General features: G+C 71.4%; 16 protein-coding genes and 1 pseudogene. 1 reads left to right on the plus strand and 16 read right to left on the minus strand.

Annotation, left to right across the window (positions count from 1 at the left end; all coding sequences use genetic code 11):
* The first annotated feature begins 56 nt into the window (after positions 1-56).
* Positions 57-1580, plus strand: a complete 1524-nt coding sequence (locus ABT130_RS43340) for a precorrin-2 C(20)-methyltransferase (RefSeq protein WP_350965706.1) — start codon at positions 57-59, stop codon at positions 1578-1580.
* On the opposite strand, the gene ABT130_RS43345 is transcribed toward ABT130_RS43340, so the two are convergent.
* From ABT130_RS43345 to ABT130_RS43420, 16 genes and pseudogenes are all read right to left on the minus strand, one after another.
* Positions 1568-2308 carry a cobalt-precorrin-6A reductase gene (locus tag ABT130_RS43345; protein WP_350965708.1) on the minus strand — a complete coding sequence of 247 codons (741 nt, stop codon included), beginning with the start codon at positions 2306-2308 and terminating at the stop codon, positions 1568-1570. The genes ABT130_RS43340 and ABT130_RS43345 overlap by 13 nt on opposite strands.
* Positions 2305-3072: a precorrin-4 C(11)-methyltransferase gene (cobM, locus tag ABT130_RS43350; protein WP_350965710.1), complete on the minus strand. Its 768-nt coding sequence runs from the start codon at positions 3070-3072 to the stop codon at positions 2305-2307. The genes ABT130_RS43345 and cobM overlap by 4 nt, the downstream gene beginning before the upstream one ends.
* Positions 3069-3659, minus strand: a pseudogene (gene cbiT, locus ABT130_RS43355) (precorrin-6Y C5,15-methyltransferase (decarboxylating) subunit CbiT); the annotation flags it as partial. The gene cobM and the pseudogene cbiT, both read right to left, overlap by 4 nt.
* Entirely contained in the window at positions 3658-4074 is a 417-nt protein-coding gene (locus ABT130_RS43360) for a pyridoxamine 5'-phosphate oxidase family protein (protein WP_350922577.1), read from the minus strand. The gene ABT130_RS43360 and the pseudogene cbiT, both read right to left, overlap by 2 nt.
* Positions 4075-4284: 210 nt before the next feature.
* Positions 4285-5841 (minus strand): MFS transporter, encoded by a 1557-nt coding sequence (locus ABT130_RS43365; protein ID WP_350965712.1) that lies wholly within the window; start codon positions 5839-5841, stop codon positions 4285-4287.
* On the minus strand, positions 5841-6521 hold the full coding sequence (locus tag ABT130_RS43370; RefSeq protein ID WP_350922572.1) for an LppX_LprAFG lipoprotein: 681 nt from the start codon (positions 6519-6521) through the stop codon (positions 5841-5843). The genes ABT130_RS43365 and ABT130_RS43370 overlap by 1 nt, the downstream gene beginning before the upstream one ends.
* 59 nt (positions 6522-6580) lie before the next feature.
* Positions 6581-7153 (minus strand): MarR family winged helix-turn-helix transcriptional regulator, encoded by a 573-nt coding sequence (locus ABT130_RS43375; RefSeq protein WP_451935414.1) that lies wholly within the window; start codon positions 7151-7153, stop codon positions 6581-6583.
* A gap of 81 nt (positions 7154-7234) precedes the next feature.
* Positions 7235-8002 (minus strand): hypothetical protein, encoded by a 768-nt coding sequence (locus tag ABT130_RS43380; RefSeq protein ID WP_350965714.1) that lies wholly within the window; start codon positions 8000-8002, stop codon positions 7235-7237.
* Between the two features lie 4 nt (positions 8003-8006).
* Positions 8007-9350, minus strand: coding sequence for an MlaD family protein (locus ABT130_RS43385; RefSeq protein WP_350965716.1), 1344 nt, complete (start codon positions 9348-9350; stop codon positions 8007-8009).
* A complete protein-coding gene (locus ABT130_RS43390) occupies positions 9347-10453 on the minus strand; it encodes an MCE family protein (RefSeq protein ID WP_350965718.1) in 1107 nt (368 codons plus the stop codon). The genes ABT130_RS43385 and ABT130_RS43390 overlap by 4 nt, the downstream gene beginning before the upstream one ends.
* On the minus strand, positions 10453-11556 hold the full coding sequence (locus ABT130_RS43395) for an MCE family protein (protein WP_350965720.1): 1104 nt from the start codon (positions 11554-11556) through the stop codon (positions 10453-10455). Before ABT130_RS43395 ends, ABT130_RS43390 begins: the two co-directional genes overlap by 1 nt.
* Positions 11553-12578 (minus strand): MlaD family protein, encoded by a 1026-nt coding sequence (locus tag ABT130_RS43400; RefSeq protein WP_350965722.1) that lies wholly within the window; start codon positions 12576-12578, stop codon positions 11553-11555. Before ABT130_RS43400 ends, ABT130_RS43395 begins: the two co-directional genes overlap by 4 nt.
* Positions 12578-13636, minus strand: coding sequence for an MCE family protein (locus ABT130_RS43405; RefSeq protein WP_350922558.1), 1059 nt, complete (start codon positions 13634-13636; stop codon positions 12578-12580). The genes ABT130_RS43400 and ABT130_RS43405 overlap by 1 nt, the downstream gene beginning before the upstream one ends.
* A 4-nt stretch (positions 13637-13640) precedes the next feature.
* Positions 13641-14660 carry an MCE family protein gene (locus ABT130_RS43410; RefSeq protein WP_350965730.1) on the minus strand — a complete coding sequence of 340 codons (1020 nt, stop codon included), beginning with the start codon at positions 14658-14660 and terminating at the stop codon, positions 13641-13643.
* A 5-nt stretch (positions 14661-14665) separates the two neighbouring features.
* Complete coding sequence (locus tag ABT130_RS43415; RefSeq protein ID WP_350965724.1) at positions 14666-15532, minus strand: ABC transporter permease; 867 nt, start codon at positions 15530-15532, stop codon at positions 14666-14668.
* The gene (locus tag ABT130_RS43420) at positions 15532-16341 is read right to left on the minus strand and encodes an MlaE family ABC transporter permease (RefSeq protein WP_350965726.1); all 810 of its coding nucleotides are present in this window, start codon (positions 16339-16341) and stop codon (positions 15532-15534) included. The genes ABT130_RS43415 and ABT130_RS43420 overlap by 1 nt, the downstream gene beginning before the upstream one ends.
* Positions 16342-16743: the final 402 nt, after the last annotated feature.

Here is a 16743-nt window from a genome sequence, read left to right on the forward strand (position 1 = left end):
CTCGCGGTGGCGGCGGTTGCCGTCAACGCGATCGCGGGTGAGGAGGAGTGAGCGGGTTGAGCGGGGATCTCGGGTGCCTGTACGGGGTCGGGCTGGGGCCGGGAGACCCGGAGCTGGTGACGGTGAAGGCGGCCAGGCTGCTCGGCGCGGCCGACGTGATCGCCTACCACAGCGCCCGGCACGGGCGGAGCATCGCCAGGTCGGTGGCCCTGCCCTACCTGCGGGGAGACCAGGTCGAGGAGGCGCTGATCTATCCGGTGACCACCGAGGCCACCGACCACCCCGGCGGATACCAGGGCGCGCTCGACGACTTCTACGCCGACTGTGCCGTGCGGCTGGCCGCGCACCTGGACGCCGGGCGCGACGTGGTGGTGCTCTGCGAGGGCGACCCGCTCTTCTACGGCTCCTACATGCACATGCACAAGCGGCTCGCGCACCGGTACCCGACCGAGGTGGTGCCGGGGGTGACCTCGATCAGCGGGGCCGCCGCGGTGCTCGGCCGCCCGCTGGTCGAGCGGGACGAGACGCTGACCGTGCTGCCCGGCACGCTCCCGGCGGACGTGCTGGCCGAGCGGCTGGCCGCCGCCGACTCGGCCGCGGTGCTGAAACTCGGCAGGACCTTCGAGAAGGTCCGCGCCGCCTTCGCCGAGGCCGGTCGCCTCGACGACGCCTGGTACGTCGAGCGGGCCACCACCGGTAAACAGCGCATCGAGCCGCTGGCGGACGTCGACCCCGAGTCGGTCCCCTACTTCTCCCTCGCGCTGCTGCCCAGCCCGCTCACGCCGTTCTCCGCGAAGGCCGTGGCCGACCGCGAGGAGCAGGCCGGAGACGAGCGGCGCGGCGAGGTCGTCGTGGTGGGGCTCGGCCCCGCGGGGCGGCCGTGGCTGACCCCCGAGGTGCAGGACGCCCTCGCCCGGGCCGACGAACTGATCGGCTACGGCCCCTACCTCGACCGGGTGCCGCCCAACCCGCGCCAGCGCCGCCACCCCACGGACAACCGGGTCGAGGCCGAGCGCGCCGCGCACGCGCTGGAGCTGGCCGCCGCCGGATCACGGGTGGCCGTGGTCTCCTCGGGCGATCCGGGGGTGTTCGCCATGGCCGGCGCGGTGCTCGAGGTCGCGTCCGAGCCGAGGTTCGCCGACGTCGAGGTACGCGTGCTGCCCGGCCTGACCGCCGCCCAGGCGGTGGCCAGTCGCGCCGGGGCTCCGCTGGGCCACGACTTCTGCGTGCTGTCGCTGTCCGACCTGCTCAAACCGTGGGAGGTCATCGCGGACCGGATCACCGCCGCGGCGCGGGCCGACCTGGTGCTGGCGATCTACAATCCGGCCTCGCGGAGCCGGACCTGGCAGGTGGCCGCCATGCGCGACCTGCTGCTCGAACACCGTTCCCCGCACACGCCCGTCGTCATCGGGCGGGATGTCGGCGGCCCGGCGGAGAGCGTGCGCGTCGTGGAGCTGGCCGACCTCGACCCCGCCGAGATCGACATGCGCTGCCTGCTGATCGTGGGCTCGTCCACCACCCGGCTCACCGAACGTGGCGGACGGCCCGTCGTCTACACCCCGCGCCGCTATCCGGCCTGAGCCTCCACCCAGGCCGCGGCGGCCTCGGCGGTGTCCACCAGCGGGACACCGCCGGGGAGCGGCGGCCGCCGTACGATGACCACCGGAATCCCCAGCTCCCGCGCGGCGGCCAGCTTGGCGGTGGTCATCTCGCCGCCGCTGTCCTTGGTCACCAGCACCTCGACGCGGTGCTCGCGCATCAGCTCCAGCTCTCCGCGCAGGGTGTACGGCCCCCGGGAGAGCACGACCACCGTCCGGCCGGGCAGCGGCGGGGTGGGCGGATCGACGGACCTGGCCAGGAACCACAGGTCAAGGCCGGTGAACGCGGCCAGGCTGCGGCGGCCGGTGGTGAGGAAGACCCGCCTCCCCAGCTCGGGCAGCAGGTGGGCGGCGGCCTCAAGCGTGGGCACCCAGCGCCAGTCGTCGTCCGGACCCTGGCGCCAGCCGGGACGGCGCAGCACCAGCAGCGGCACCCCGGTGCCGGCGGAGGCCGCGACGGCCGAGGCGGTCATCCGCCGGGCGAACGGGTGGGTGGCGTCGACGACCAGGTCGATCGCGTGCTCCCGCAGCCAGTCGGCGAGCCCCTCGGGGCCGCCGAATCCACCCTCGCGCACCTCGCCGGCCGGGAGCCTGGGGTTGGCGACCCGTCCCGCCAGCGAGGACACCACGTGCAGGTCCGCCCGCCCGTCCAGCCGGGCGGCCAGTGCCCTGGCCTCCGCGGTCCCTCCCAGGATCAGCAGGCGTCTCATCTCGCTCCCGCCGGTCGATCCCGGCACCTGTCCGCAGAGTAGAGGTGGCTGTCGGGGAACGCCGAGGCCGTCAGCACCCGCCCGACCACGATCACCGCCGTCCGCAGCACCCCGGCGGCCCTGACCCGCTCGGCGATGTCGGCCAGGGTGCCCCGCAGGATCACCTCGTCGTCCCTGCTCGCCCGGGCCACCACCGCGACCGGGCAGTCGGCGCCGTAGGCGGGGAGCAGTTCCGTGACGACCGCCTCGATCCGCTGCACGGCCAGGTGCAGCACCATGGTCGCCCGGCTCGCGCCGAGCGTGGCCAGGTCCTCGCCCTCCGGCATCGGCGTGGCACGCGCGGACGTACGGGTGAGGATGATGGACTGCCCGACTCCCGGCACGGTGAGCTCCCGCTTCAGCGAGGCCGCCGCGGCGGCGAAGGCCGGGACGCCCGGCACCACGTCGTACGGGATGCCGAGCGCGTCCAGCCGCCGCATCTGCTCGGCCATCGCGCTGAAGACGGAGGGGTCGCCCGAGTGCAGCCGGGCGACGTCCAGCCCGGCCGCGTGCGCGCCGGCCATCTCGGCGACGATCTCATCGAGGGTGAGCCCGGCGGTGTCCACCAGCCGTGCCCCGGGCGGGCAGTCGTCCAGCAGCTCGCGCGGCACCAGCGACCCGGCGTACAGGCACACCGGGGACGAGGCGATCACCCGCAGGCCGCGCACCGTGACGAGGTCGGCGGCTCCGGGGCCCGCTCCGACGAAACACACCCTGGCCGTCAAGACTCCTCCTCCTTGACCGATGACCAGACGGTCACCGGCATCATCGTCCGCCAGCCGGTGAAGCCGCCGACCGGGGCGGCGCGGCCGACCGCGAGGCGCACCAGGTCTCCGCCGTGCCTGCCGTACCAGTCGGCCACGACCGCCTCGGACTCCAGGGTCACCGCGTTGACCACCAGCCTGCCGCCCGGCCTGAGCGCCGCCCAGCAGGTGCTCAGCACGCCGGGAACCGTCGCGCCGCCGCCGACGAAGACGGCGTCGGGCACGGCCAGTCCGGCGAGCGCGCCGGGGGCCGCGCCGACGACGACCTCCAGCTCGGGCACCCCCAGCGCGGCCGCGTTGCGCGCGGCCCGCTCCGCCCGGTCCCGGCGGCTCTCCACCGCGACGGCCCGGCACGCGGGATGGCAGCGCATCCACTCGATCGCGATGCTCCCCGCACCCGCGCCGACGTCCCACAGCAGCTCGCCGGGGACGGGCGCGAGGCGGGACATGGTGACCGCCCGCACCTCGCGCTTGGTCAGCTGCCCGTCGTGCTCGAACGCCTCGTCCGGCAGCCCGGGGACGCGGGGGAGCGGGACGTGTCCCGGGTCAGACATTGCCGAGCACCCGGGTCACCTGGATCTCGATCACGACACGGTCGGGGTTCACCCGGGGGGCGCGGTAGCGCAGCGCGTACCGGCGCTCGGCGTCGGCGACCTCCTCGGGGGTGTCCCGGAGCACCGCACGCCCCTCTAGGGTGGACCAGCGCCGCCCGTCGACCTGGCAGACGGCGGCCGGCGCGCCCGCCGGACCCGCGGCGGCCACCAGCCGGCCCTTGTACGACCCGCGCGAGGTGATGACCCGGGCGATCGCCGTGCCGACGTCGAGCGTCACCCCGACGGGCACCACGTGCGGCGTCCCGTCGGACCGGACGGTGGTCAGCGTGCACAGGTGCCGCTCATGCCAGAACGCGTCGAACCCCTCGCCCAGCCCGGCCAGGTCCGGCCGTGTGGCCCCCACAAGCATCACGTCACCCCAATGGTCGTCGGTACGTTCACCCGATGACGAACCCCCGTGGCGTACCGTCGCGGGGTGCCGCCCTCTCCCGGTGCCGGGCAGGGCGCGCCGCATGTCACCCGTGGCGGGGCCAGAGTGTACTCGGAGACGGGGGTGGCGGCCGAGACCAGGGTCCTTCACAGCGGGCCGGGCACGGCGTGGGTGAAGCCACCGCCCGGGTCAGATCGGGTCAGACGACCCGGACCCGCTCGGCAGCAGCAGCGCGACCAGCACGCCCACCCCGCACAGGGCGGCGGTGATCAGGAAGATCTCGCTGTACTCGGTGTGCAGCGCCGCCCTGACCTTCTCCTCGTACTCGGCCAGCCGGGTGGCGTACACGGCCGGGTCCACGCCGAAGGGCAGCGGGGTGTCCAGGTCCGCGGTGAGGGACTGGAAGCGGTGGAAGCCCCAGGCGGACAGTGCGGCGACGCCGAGCAGCATGCCCATCATCCGGGCCACGACCACCGCCGCCGAGGCCACCCCGTGCTGGACGGCGGGGACGGCACGCAGCACCGCGGAGGAGACCGGTGCGATCACCAGCCCCAGACCGAGACCGGCGACGATCAGATCGGCGTCCATCCGGTACCCGGCCGAGGCGAGGTCCAGTGGCCACTGGCCGATGCGCACATAGCCGACGCCTGCCAGCGCCAGCCCGATCACCGTCACCACGCGCTCACCGTACCGGCGGGACGCCAGGCCGCCCACCAGAGCGGCCACGGAGAGCGCGACCAGGAAGCGCGACAGCACCAGGGCGCCGTCCAGGGTGTCCAGGCGCAGCAGGGTCTGGGCCGACAACTGCACGTCGACCAGGGTGACCAGCAGCGCGGCGCCGGTCAGGAAGCTCACCCCGAGCGTGGCGAAGAACGGGCCGCGCAGCACCCCCGCCATGTCGATCAACCGGGTTCTGGCGCGCATCTCCCACACGACGAACACGGCGCCGGACACGACCCCGCCGACGATCGTCGGCAGGCCCCACGGCGGGAGGACCGCCCCGCTCGGATCGGGGTTGTAGAGACCGGCCACGAGCAGGCCGAGCGCGAGCGCCAGCAGCAGCCCGCCGACCACGTCGACGCGGCCGTCGCCGGTGCCGGTCCGGTCACGGCCGGGTGGCGGCACCGACCGCTGTACGGCGACCGCGGCCAGGGCCACCAGCGGGATGTTCAGCCAGAAGATCGACCGCCAGCCGCCGAGTTGCACGCCGCCGAGCTGGAGGGGGGACGGGACCAGGGCGGCGAGGGCCGCGCCGTACAGGGGGCCCAGCACGCTGCCGAGTTCCTGGGCCGACCCCACGGCGCCGAGCGCCACCGGACGCTCGTCCTCATCCCACAGATCCCCGATCAGAGCCATGGTGATGGGCAGCAGCGCGCCGCCCGCGACCCCCTGCAGGGCCCGTCCGGCGACCAGCCAGGGCACCGTCTCACCCAGCGCGGTGATCACCGAGCCCGCCGCGAAGCCCGCCAGGCAGAGCTGGATGAGCGGGCGCCTGCCGTACCGGTCGGAGAGCTGGCCGAGCAGCGGCATGGCCGCGATGTAGCCGAGCAGGAAGCCGGTGACGATCGGGGTGGCCCGCTCCATGTGGTTGAGCGGGACGTCGACGTCCTTGGCGATGTCGATGAGGACCGTGACCACGACGTACGCGTCCAGCGCCGCCAGCAGCACCGCGGTGCCGCCGACGCCGAGAGCGGCCCGTCGCCGGGCCAGCCGGCCGCCGTCCTCCGGGACGGCGCGGGTCACCATCACTGGGCCGGAGCGGTGACCTGGACCGGCACGTCGTAGTCGCTGAAGACCACGATCACCTTGCCGCCGGTCAGTGGCAGATCCGCCTTGAGCAGGCGGCTGGTGGCCTTGTCGATCCAGAGCGTGCCGTCGACGCTCTGCGCGAGGCCGGGCACCATCGTGGCGAGCACCTGCTGGGAGAGCGTCGCCGAGACCCGGTAGGAGTCGACGCCGTTCACCTTCTCGGCCGCCTGGGTCTTCGGGTCCAGCGCGTTGCTCAGCAGCTGTACGACGCCCTTCTCCGGGTTGAGGATGGCGGACGGGTCGTAGATCGCCGCCAGCTGGCTCCGCGACATCTTCTGGAAGCCTCCGGTCACCCCTTTGAAGTGGACGGTCTCCCCGATCAGCACGAAGCTGATCTCCTGAAGACTGCCCGCCACGTCGATCTGGATGGTGCCGTCCGCGTCGCCGGTTCCGCTGAGGCGGCCGGAGGCCTTCTTGACCGGCACCGCGGGAGCGCCCTCGGTCTCCATGGAGAAGGTCGCCGACTTCACGGCACGTGTCGCCTCCGCGGACTTCTTGACCAGTTCGGCTCCGCTGGGAAGGGCTGCCGTGGCGTCGGAGGCGTCGCCGCCGCTGCAGGCGGTGACCAGGGAGCACACGGTGAGCACCGCGGCGATGAAGATCCGGCGAGCAGACATGGGCGGATCGTAACGACAGCGCGGTCTACTAAGGGAGTACGGGCGGTATCGGTTTCGCGTCAGCGAATGTTTTTGAGGTGCTCCACCACCGGAGCGTAGGCGATTTCCAGCTCGATCAGCTGATCGTCGGTGAGCAGGTCGATGAAGTGCCGGCGCACGCCGGCCACGTGGTGCGGCGCGACCCTGTTGATGGTGTCCCAGCCGTGCGCGGTGAGGACGGCGAAGGTGCCGCGCCGGTCGTCGGCGCAGGTCTCCCTGGCGACCAGGCCGGCCTTCTCCATCCGGGAGATCTGGTGCGACAGCCGGCTGCGGGACTGGATCGTGGCGTCCGCCAGGTCGCTCATCCGCATGCGGTGACCGGAGGTCTCCGACAGGTTCACCAGGATCTCGTAGTCGTTCACCGAGAGCCCGAAGGACTGGAGTTCGCGGTCGAGGCGGTGTTCGAGAAGTTTGTGCGCGGCGAGGTGGGCACGCCACGCCCGCTGCTCGACCGGCGACAGCCAGCGAGGCGTCTCGTCGTTCACCGGTCGCTCACCACTCTCGTGCCCCGCGCCGGTGGCTCCGGTGACTTCGGCGGGTCCGCCTCCCGACCGACCACTCCGTTCGCCGGGCGAGGCCTGCTGCAGGGTCATGGATCAGAACCTACCTCAGAAGGCACCGATCACTCGTGGTAGGCGGTGTCAGCGCGCCCGGAGGGGGTTACCTCTCCGTCGTCATTTGCCCTTCTTGGTCGGCGACGGTGCCGGGGATGATGTCGGGGACGGCTCGACGGTCTCGCCGTTCGGGTCGGTGACCAGTTCCTCGGCGGCGCCCATGACCGTGGCCGCGTTCACCTTCCACCGGCCTCCCGTCTTGATCAGGCTCAGCTCCATGTACGTGCCGAGCATGCGCCGGGTCCCCGCCGTGCTCGTGACCTGGGAGTCGACCACCGTGATCGCCTTCGCCCTGCCCTCGCCGACCGCTGAGACGTAGACGCCGCGGATCGAGGCCGAAGAGCTCGCCCGCATCGTGGTGATCACGCCTTCGAGCGGGCTGAACGCCTCGTTGTAGGTCTTCTCGAAGTCCTCGCCGGAGATGGCGAAGACCCGGTCGCGGTAGGCCTGCAGGTCGGTGTGGTCGTAGGTCTGCAGGGCCACGGCGAACTCGCCCGCCCGGGTGGACACCGCTGCGCGGTCGGCCTTCTCCTGCGCCAGCCGGTCGGCGGCCGTCCACTGGAGCACCGCGGTGGTCGCGGTCGCCGCGAACAGCATGGCCGCGACGGCACCGGCCAGCCTGCCCCGCCAGGTGCTGAATCCGCTCTTCCCGCTACCCGCGGCCCTGTGCTCCCGCTCGGTCTCCGTGCTCGCCCCGGCGGGCGGCCCGGCCTCAGATTCCCTACCGGCCTCCTGATCCTGACCCTGATCCTGGTCCGGAGCCGGGGGCGGGGCGTCCTCGGCGGGGTCGCGCCGGTGCTGTTCCGACGTGCGGGGGGTGGGGGTCAAGGGCTTACTCCTGTTCACGGCGGCGGGAGGCTCGGCCGACGGCGATCCAGCCGAGCACACCGCCGGAGACGGCGACCGCGGCGAAGATCGCAACGATGAGGGGGGTCATGTCCTGGGAGGACTCCGAGGTCCGGCCGGTGTCCGCGGCCGGTACCGGCTCCCGGCTCTCTGCAGGCGCCGGTGTCGCGTCGCCGGGTTCGGCGGTCGCTCCGTCCGCGGACTCGTCGTCGGGGTCTTCGCCGGCGTTCTCGTCGCCGGGAGCCTCCTCGTCCTTTCCGACCGCCACCTTGCTCGCGGGTCCCTTCGGGCAGGTGCGGAGCTTGGGGACCGTCGGGGGAGCCAGCGGATTGCGATACTCCCGCGCGGCCTTGGGGCCGCCGGGGACGCTGAAGATGAAGGCGGTCCTGCCGTACAGGCCGTCGGCCTGCCTGTCGCTCACGTCGGCGATCAGCGCCTGAGCGGTGGGTACGTTGCGGAGCAGGTGGTTGACGTTGTCGGGAGTACGGCCGCCGAACACCTTGCCGGGCTTGACGCCTCCGGCGGTCAGCAGGCAGGACAGGCCGGGGCGTGCGGTGGTGAGCAGGGTGTCGACCTGCCGGAAGAAGCTCGGCCCGTGGTCGAGGGCGGCGTTCAGCTGCCTGCGGGACTCGCGGATCGCCCGGGTCACCGCGGCCAGGTCGTCCACCCCCTCGGACAGTTTCTCGCGCCTGTCCGCCAGGGTCCCGGTGAGCCGGGTGAGCTGCACCGACAACTCGTCCAGCACGTCGGTGTTCTCGGCGAGGGTCGCGGTGAGGTCGTGCGCGTTGTCGACGATCTCCCGGATCGAGGTCGTCCGCCCGTCCAGGCCGGTCGCCAGCTCCCCCACGATGGTCCGGGCGTCCTCGGCCGGCACCGCGTCGAGCAGCTTGCCGACACCGTCGAACAGCTTCCGGTAGTCGAGCGGTACCGAGGTGCCGGCCAGCGGGATGGTGGCGCCCGCGGCCAGGGTGGCGCCCTCACCGCCGGTTCCGCTCCTGGGCGGGGAGATCTCCACGTACGGCTCGCCGATGGCGGACTTGCGGCGCACCTCGGCGGTGACGTCCCGGGGCAGACGCACCCCGCGATCGATGCTCAGCGCGACAACGATCTTGCCGGGTGCCAGCTCCACGCCGCTGATCCGGCCGATCCGCACGCCGAGGTAGGCCACGTCGAAGCCCTCCACCAGGCCGGGGGAGGAGAGGAACTCGGCGTTGATCCGGTACGGCCGCTCGACGAGGTCCAGCTTGATGATGGTGGTGAACGCCCACACGGTCATCACGACGCCGAGCGCCGCGAAGAAGCCGAGGTTGATCCAGATGCGGTTCCTCATCGCGGCGGCCCCAGCAGCAGGCGGAAGTCGTCCACCGAGTTGGGCAGGCGGGGCCTGTCGCTCTTCTTCGGCTCGGGCAGCAGCAGCCCCTTGAGCCACACGGAGATCAGCAACTGGCCGTTCACCACGAGTGGTGGCTGGTCGAGGAAGCTCTGCACCCGGCTCACCAGCACCTTCAGGTCCTCCTTGCCGCGTACCGCCGAGGTGGAGACCGCGTCGAGCTCGCGCAGCAGGGTGCGCAGCCGGGCCTCGTGCCTGGGATAGATCGTGTCGTTGACCTCACGGGCCAGCGCGGTGAGCTCCCTGAGGGTCTTCTTGATGTGCCTGCGGCCGTGGTTCAGGCGGGCGGTGGCGTCGGCGAGCGTGCCGGGCAGCCGGTCCAGCTCCGCGGTGCCCTTGGCGAGTTCGTCGCCGAGCCTGGCCAGGCCGTCGATGGTACGGGCCAGGTCCTCGCGGGACTCCGCGTAGGCGGTGGTGACCTCGGTGGTCTGTCGCAGGAGCCGGTTGAGGTCCTTGCCCTTGCCGCCGATCCCGGTCGCCGCCGCGTCCAGGACGGCGTTCACGTCCTGGGCGCCGAGCGCGTCGATGAGCGGCCCGGCCCGCTCGGTGACCTGCTCGATGTCGGGTTTGACGGAGGTCACGGCGATGGTCGAGCCGCTTCGCATGAACGGCCCCGTCGTCATGTCCCGCCCTTCGGGAAGATCCAGCTCGATGTAGTTCTCGCCGAGGATCGAGGTCTTGGCGACGATGGCGCTCGTCCCCTCGGGCACCTGGTTGCCGTCCTCGATGGACATGGTGACCTTCGCCCGGTAGCCCTCCAGCCGGATGTCGGTCACGCTGCCCACCCGTACGTCGGACACCTGAACGCTGTGTCCGGCCACCAGGCTCTGCACGTCGTCGAAGGTCGCGGTCAGGGTGAGCTCGCCGGTCGGCGCGCCCAGGGTCTGCAGGCTGCACGCCGCGCTCAGCCAGAGCACGGCCAGCCCGGCGACCGGGCGGGTCCACCGCCGCCACCGGCCCGCGATCTTTTGGCCCGCGCCCGCCGGTGTCCCCGGTCGTGTCCCCGAGGGCGTCTCCGTCCGCTCCCGTACTCCCGTGCCCATCAGCGGCCCTTCCCGCTTCCCTGCCAGGGGCAGTTGCTCAGCTCTCCCGGCAGACAGGGCACCTTGCCCAGGCCCATGGCCTCGAAGAGCGGGGTCAGCCAGACCCGCGTCAGCGCGTTGAGCACCACACGGATCTTGAGCACGTGGTTCTTCCTGTCCCACGACAGGATCATGTTGTCCAGGAACTTCCTGCTGCCCTCGATGCCTTCGGCCACCGACTCGCTGTTGACCTTGAGGGTCAGCACCAGCTCGGCGAGGTTGGCCACCCCCTTGGGCAGCCGCTCCTGGTACGCCTCGATCAGCACGTCACCGCGCTGCACGAACTCCGCCAGGCCGGTGATGAAGCGTTTCATCCGCTGCCGCTCGTCGGCGAGGGTGGCGCCGGCCTCGGCGAAGGCGTCGATGGTGGTCTTCACCTGCTTCTCGCGCCTGTTGAGGTTGGTGGCGATCCGGTTGAGGCCCCTGGCCAGCTCGATCAGCTGCTCGTCCTGCCCGGCGAGGGCACGGGTCAGCGAGGCGGCGTCGGCGAGCGCGCCGTTGATCTGCTTGCCCCGGCCTTTGACGGTGTCGGCCAGGTTGCCGGCCACATCGCCCATCTTGCCGGTGTCGAGGGCGTCGGTGAGCTTGGTGAACGCCTCCAGGGCGTCGTCGATCTCCACCGGCAGGTCGGTCCGCTCCAGCGGGATCACCGCATCGGGTGCGATCTTCGGCTTGCCGGGCGTCCAGGGCGGGTGGAGCACCACGTTCCGCTCGCCCAGCGTGTTCTGCGCGGCCACGATGGCGTTGACATCGGCGGGCAGCGGTATCCCCCCGTCGATCAGCAGATCCGCCCGGACCCTGTCGCCCTCGACCGTGAGCTTCTCCACGGTCCCCGCGTCCAGGCCCAGCACCTTGACCTTCGCCTGCTCGTACAGCGAGGGGGCCGCGCTGAAGTAGGCGGTCAGCCGGTAGGGGCCGGCCCCGCCCGGCAGCAGCGAACACCCCCCGGTGGAGGCCAGCAGCACTCCCGCGAGCAGCGCCGCGATCACCCTGCGCGCCGGGGACCGCGCCGCGGTGCGGGCGCGGTGCGGGCGGCTCGCTCCTTGCTGTCCCTGTGCTGTCAACGGCTGTTCCTGTCCTTGCGGATGGCAGCCAGCACCTCGGGGTTGATCGGCCCCAGCCCGGTGGCGACGGCTTCTATCCACGGCCCGTGGCCGCCGGTCGTGGCGAGCCCGGAGAAGGTGGGGCCGACCCAGGCGAGCACCGAGTTGAGGTTCCTGCCGCTGGTGGAGTCGAGGCGGTTGCCGATGGCGGTCACGTCGTCGAGCACCGTGATCAGGTCCTTCTCGTGCCGGGTGACCAGGGTGGTGATGCTGTTGACCAGGTCGCTGCCGTCGCCGAGCAGCGACTTCAGCTCGTCGCGGCGGAGCCGCAGCTCGTTGAGCATGATCTCGATCGAGTCGATCAGGCGGCCGATCTGCGCGTCCTTCTTCTCCAGCACGTCCATGATCTTGTTGCCGCTGTCCAGCAGCCGCCGCAACTGAGGCTCGCTCTCGCTGATGATCTCCGACAGCTCGCCGACGTTGTCCAGCAGCTTGCTGACCCTGCCCTGGCGGGCGGGCTTGAGCTCCGCCAGCTCGGCCAGGAGCCTGTCGACGGAGTCGGTGTCGAGCCGCTGCACCAGCCGGGTGGCGTCCTTGAGCGCGTCGGTGACCAGCACGGGGGTGCTCGTCCGGGACATGGGGATCCGCCGCTGCTCCTCGGGCAACTCGTCCATGTATGGGCGGGTGACCGGCCCGGTGAGCCTGACGTAGCGCCCGCCCAGCAGGTTGGACAGGGCGATCTCGGCCCGGGTCTGCGGGCCGAGTCTGATCCCGTCGTCCACCCTCCAGGTCACCACGACGTGCCCCTGGGAGTAGTCGGCGCGGACCTCGGTGACCTTACCGACCGTCACCCCCGCCACCCTGACGTCGTTGCCGGAACGCAGCCCGGCCGAGTCGGGCAGCACCGCCGACATCGGGTATCCCCCCTCCAGCAGCCCCAGGTTGCCGATGAGGAAGGTGACGACCAGCACGACGGTGAGGACCGTCATCGACACCAGGCCGACGACGGTCCTGTTGCGGTCGCGAAACGACTTGAGCGCCATCAGGACCCCACCAGAACCCGGCGCAGGTCACCGGTGTCGGACAGCTTGAAGGAGCCGCGCAGCGGCGGAGGGCTCTTCATCGGGTACGGGCAGGGCAGCGGGCCGAGCGCGAAGCAGGGCACGTACGCGGTGACGAAGTTGCCCTGGCCGGTCACCTGGAACGAGCGCCGCAGCGGCGGGGTGAGCGTGCCGAGGAGCCTTTCCACGCTGCCGATGTTGCGCCGGATGCCGCCGGTGAGCCGGGTCAGGTGGTCCACCACCCGGCCGAACTCCTGGGAGTTCGCGCCGAGCACCCGGTCGTTGACCCTGACCGTGGTGGACAGCTCCACCAGGGCGTCGTCGACCAGTTCGCGGTTGCGGGCGAACGCGCCGGTCAGCGTGACCAGGTTGTCGACCAGCTGGGCTATCTGCCGGTCCCTGCGGGCGACGACGTCGGTCACCGTGGCGTAGTCCTCCAGCAGCCCCTGGATGACCTTCCTACGTTCGGCGATCGTGCCGGTCAGGTCGTCGAGGTTGTCGACCAGTTCGGGGATGTTCTCCTGGTTGCCGTCCAGCGCCTCGCCCGCCGCGGTGAGCAACTGGTTGATCTGCTCGGGGTCGAGGCTGCGGGTGAGCGGGCCCAGGTCGCTCACGAGCTCGCCGATGTCGACCACCGAACTCGTCCGCTCCACGCGGGCGCCGTCGCCGAGCATCTCCCCGGCGGTGCCCGGCTCCAGATAGACCACTCGCTGCCCGATCGTGTTGCGCCAGCGGATCGCGGCCGAGCTGTCGGAGGGAACCCGTACATCCGTCCGTACGCTGAGCGTGACCTCGGCCCGGCCCGCGACCACCTCGATCGTGTCGACCTGCCCGACGGGCGCACCCGCGATCTTCACCTGGTCTCCCTCGTGCAGCCCGGAGACGTCGTCGAAGGTGGCGACGAGGCTGTAGGAGTCGCCCACGTCGACCCTGGCGATCTGGCCGCCGATCAGGACGATCAGCGTGCCCGTCACCAGGAGGAAGAGCACGAACTTGCCCAGCGTCCAGCGGCGCCGAACCTGCTCCGCGGATCCGGCCACGCGCTCACCCGCCCTTCGTGGAGCCGCACGCGCCGACGAAGAGCTCGCACACGTCCGTCGAGATGAAGGTCTCCATCTTGATCTGGGCGGTGCCGTTCGGGCCCTGTCCCGAGGCCAGGTCGTTGAGTACGGCGAGCATCCGGTTCAGCCCTCGCACACCGTCTCCGGCGATGCCGAGCTGCGCGTACAGCAGGGAGGCGACGCGTTCCCCGGAGTTGACCGCGGCCTTGAGGTCGCGGCGGTGCTCGCGCAGGCCGTGCGCGGTCAGGTGGGAGACGTCGTCGAGTTCCTCGAGCAGGGCGCGTACCTTGTCGGCCCGCTTCAGCAGGTCGGGAGTGATCACATTGGCGTCCGCGGAGATGGCCACCAGCTCGTCGCCCTTGTCGGCCAGGGCCGCGCTGAGGTCCCCGGCGTCGCCGATGAACCGCTGGAAGTCGGCGCGGTGCCGGTGGGCCACCTCGATGACCCTTCCGGCGTCGCCGATGATCGCCCGCAGCTGCGGGCCCTTGCCGTCCAGGCCCCGGCCCAGGGTGTGCACGATGGTCGTGACGTCCTGCGGGTCGATCGCCTTCAGCCCCTCGTACGCGTCGGTGAGGGAGTCCGACAGGTCGGAGGGGGCCTCGGTCCTGGTGATGACCGCGCCGCTGAGCAGGTAGGGGCCGGAGGTCTCGCCGGAGCCGGGGACGAGGTTGACGAACTTGGGGCCGAAGACCGAGCTCGGTTCGATCGTGGCGGTGACGCTCTGGGGCACCCTGACTCCGGGGTCCACGTATATGGCGACCACGGCCCGGCCCTGCCGGTCCAGGGTGACCGAACCGACCCCGCCCACCGTGATGCCGCGGATCTTGACGGGGGAGTTGGGGTCCAGGCCCTGGCCCGAACGGGTGAACACCGCGGTCAGCCGGGTGCCGCTCACCTCGGAGGCACCCCGCACCACCGCGGCGACGGACACGACCAGGACCAGCAGCACGACGATCGAGATCGCCAGCCTGATCGGCAGCGCCACCTCGCCCCTGGCCGCCATCCGGCTCACCCCGTCAGCTTCAGGCTGCTGCCGCCACCCCAGAACAGGTAGGACAGCAGCAGGTTGAGGAGGATGACCGTGACGATCGACTGCCGGATCGCCCGCCCGGCCGCGATGCCCACGCCGACCGGGCCGCCGGTGGCGTTGAACCCGTAGTAGCAGTGGATGCTGACCACGGCGAACGCGAAGACGATCACCTTGACCACGCTGTAGAAGATGTCGATCATCGGCAGGCCGAGGTAGAAGTAGTAGTCGTAGACGCCCGGCGACATGCCGAACAGGACGGTGCACATCAGCCGGGTGGCGAAGAAGCTGGCGAACAGCGCGATCAGGTAGACCGGGATCAGCGCGATCAGCGCGGCCACCACGCGGGTGCAGATGAGGTAGGTGAACGCGTTGATGGCCATCACCTCCAGCGCGTCGATCTCCTCGGAGATCCGCATGGCACCGAGCTCGGCGGTGAAGGACGAGCCGACCTGGGCCGCGAGCGCGACCGCCGCGATGATCGGGGTGATCTCCCGCACGTTGGCGAAGCTGCCCACCAGCCCGATGAAGGACTCGGCTCCGATCGACTGCAGGCCCTGGTAGCCCTGGAGGCCGACGGTGGCACCGACCGCGAAGGCCATGGTGAACACCACGAAGACCATGCCGCCGCCGATGACCGTCGCACCGACGCCCACCACCACGTCGCTGACCTGGCGCAGGACGACCTTGGAGAACTTCAGCCGCAGGACGATGTCCCTGACCGAGTAGAAGACGACCTTCCACAGGAAGAGCGGCCAGTCCGACAGCGAGGCCAGCCGGTCCGCGCCGTCGCGGATCAGTCCGTACGCGCGAACCCCCGCGGTGCGCACCTCCGGTACGACGGCCATCACATCGCCCTCGGCGGATAGGCGAGAAAGTAGATCATGGTGATCACGTAGTTGACCGCGAAGACCAGCATGAACGTGACGACCGTCGACTGGTTCACCGCGCGGCCCACGCCGACCGGGCTGGTCTGGCAGGTCATGCCGAAGTAGCACGACATGACGGCCGCGATGAAGCCGAAGATCCAGGCTTTGAGCAGCGTCACCAGCAGGTCGCTGGTGACCAGCAGCGAGACCGCGCCGTCGAAGTACGCGCCGGGCGTGACGCCCTGGACGATGACGTTGAAGAAGTAGCCGCCACTCGCTCCGGCCACGATGACCAGCGGTACCAGCAGCACCGCCACCGTACTCGCCGCCCAGAGCCGGGGGGTGACCAGGCGGTGGATCGGGTTGACCGCCATCACCTCCATGGCGGCCAGCTCGTCGCGGATGTTGCGGGCGCCGATGTCGGAGGTCATGGCCGAGCCCCCGGCTCCGGCGATCAGCAGGGCGGAGGCCATCGGGGCGACCTCGCGGACCAGGCCGACGACCACCGCGCCGCCGGTGGCGGAGGAGGCGCCCAGCTGCCAGGCCAGCTGGCCCACCTGCAGGGCGACGGTCGCGCCCAGCGGGAGCGAGACCAGCAGCACGGGCAGGCTGGTGACGCGGGCCAGGAACCAGCACTGCTGGACGAACTCCCAGAACCAGGTCCTGACGTCCCAGGTGCGGCGGAAGCCCTCAAGGGCGATCACTGACATGTCGCCGACCCGGTCCAGCACGCCCGTCGTCCGGCGGACCAGGTAACCGGTGACCCTCGTCCGCCCGCCGATCGTCATCAACCCGCCGTCCGTTGAGCCATGACCACCTCGGAACTAGCGACTCCGACCATGGACCAGCCACGCTACTGACGGGTATTCCAGTAAGTCGATGCTTCTCAAGTAATTTGATGAAAAGGTATGACCCCCACCTTTCAACTTGTCAGCCCCTCACATTTTCCTCCCGCCTTCCCACGCGGACGCGCCCCTACGCGCCCCACGAGAACCGCTTCACCTACGGACCTCACAAGGCCGCTCACCTACGGGCTCCCGTGAGGCCGCGCCGGCGACTGGACTGAGGAGAGCGGGGCCGTGAGGCCGCGCCGGGGACTGGACTGAGGAGAGCGGGGCCGTGAGGCCGCGCCGGGGACTGGACTGAGGAGAGCGGGGCCGTGAGGCCGCGCCGGGGACTGGACTGAGGAG

This window comes from Streptosporangium sp. NPDC001681 (assembly GCF_040298085.1).
GTDB lineage: Bacteria > Actinomycetota > Actinomycetes > Streptosporangiales > Streptosporangiaceae > Streptosporangium.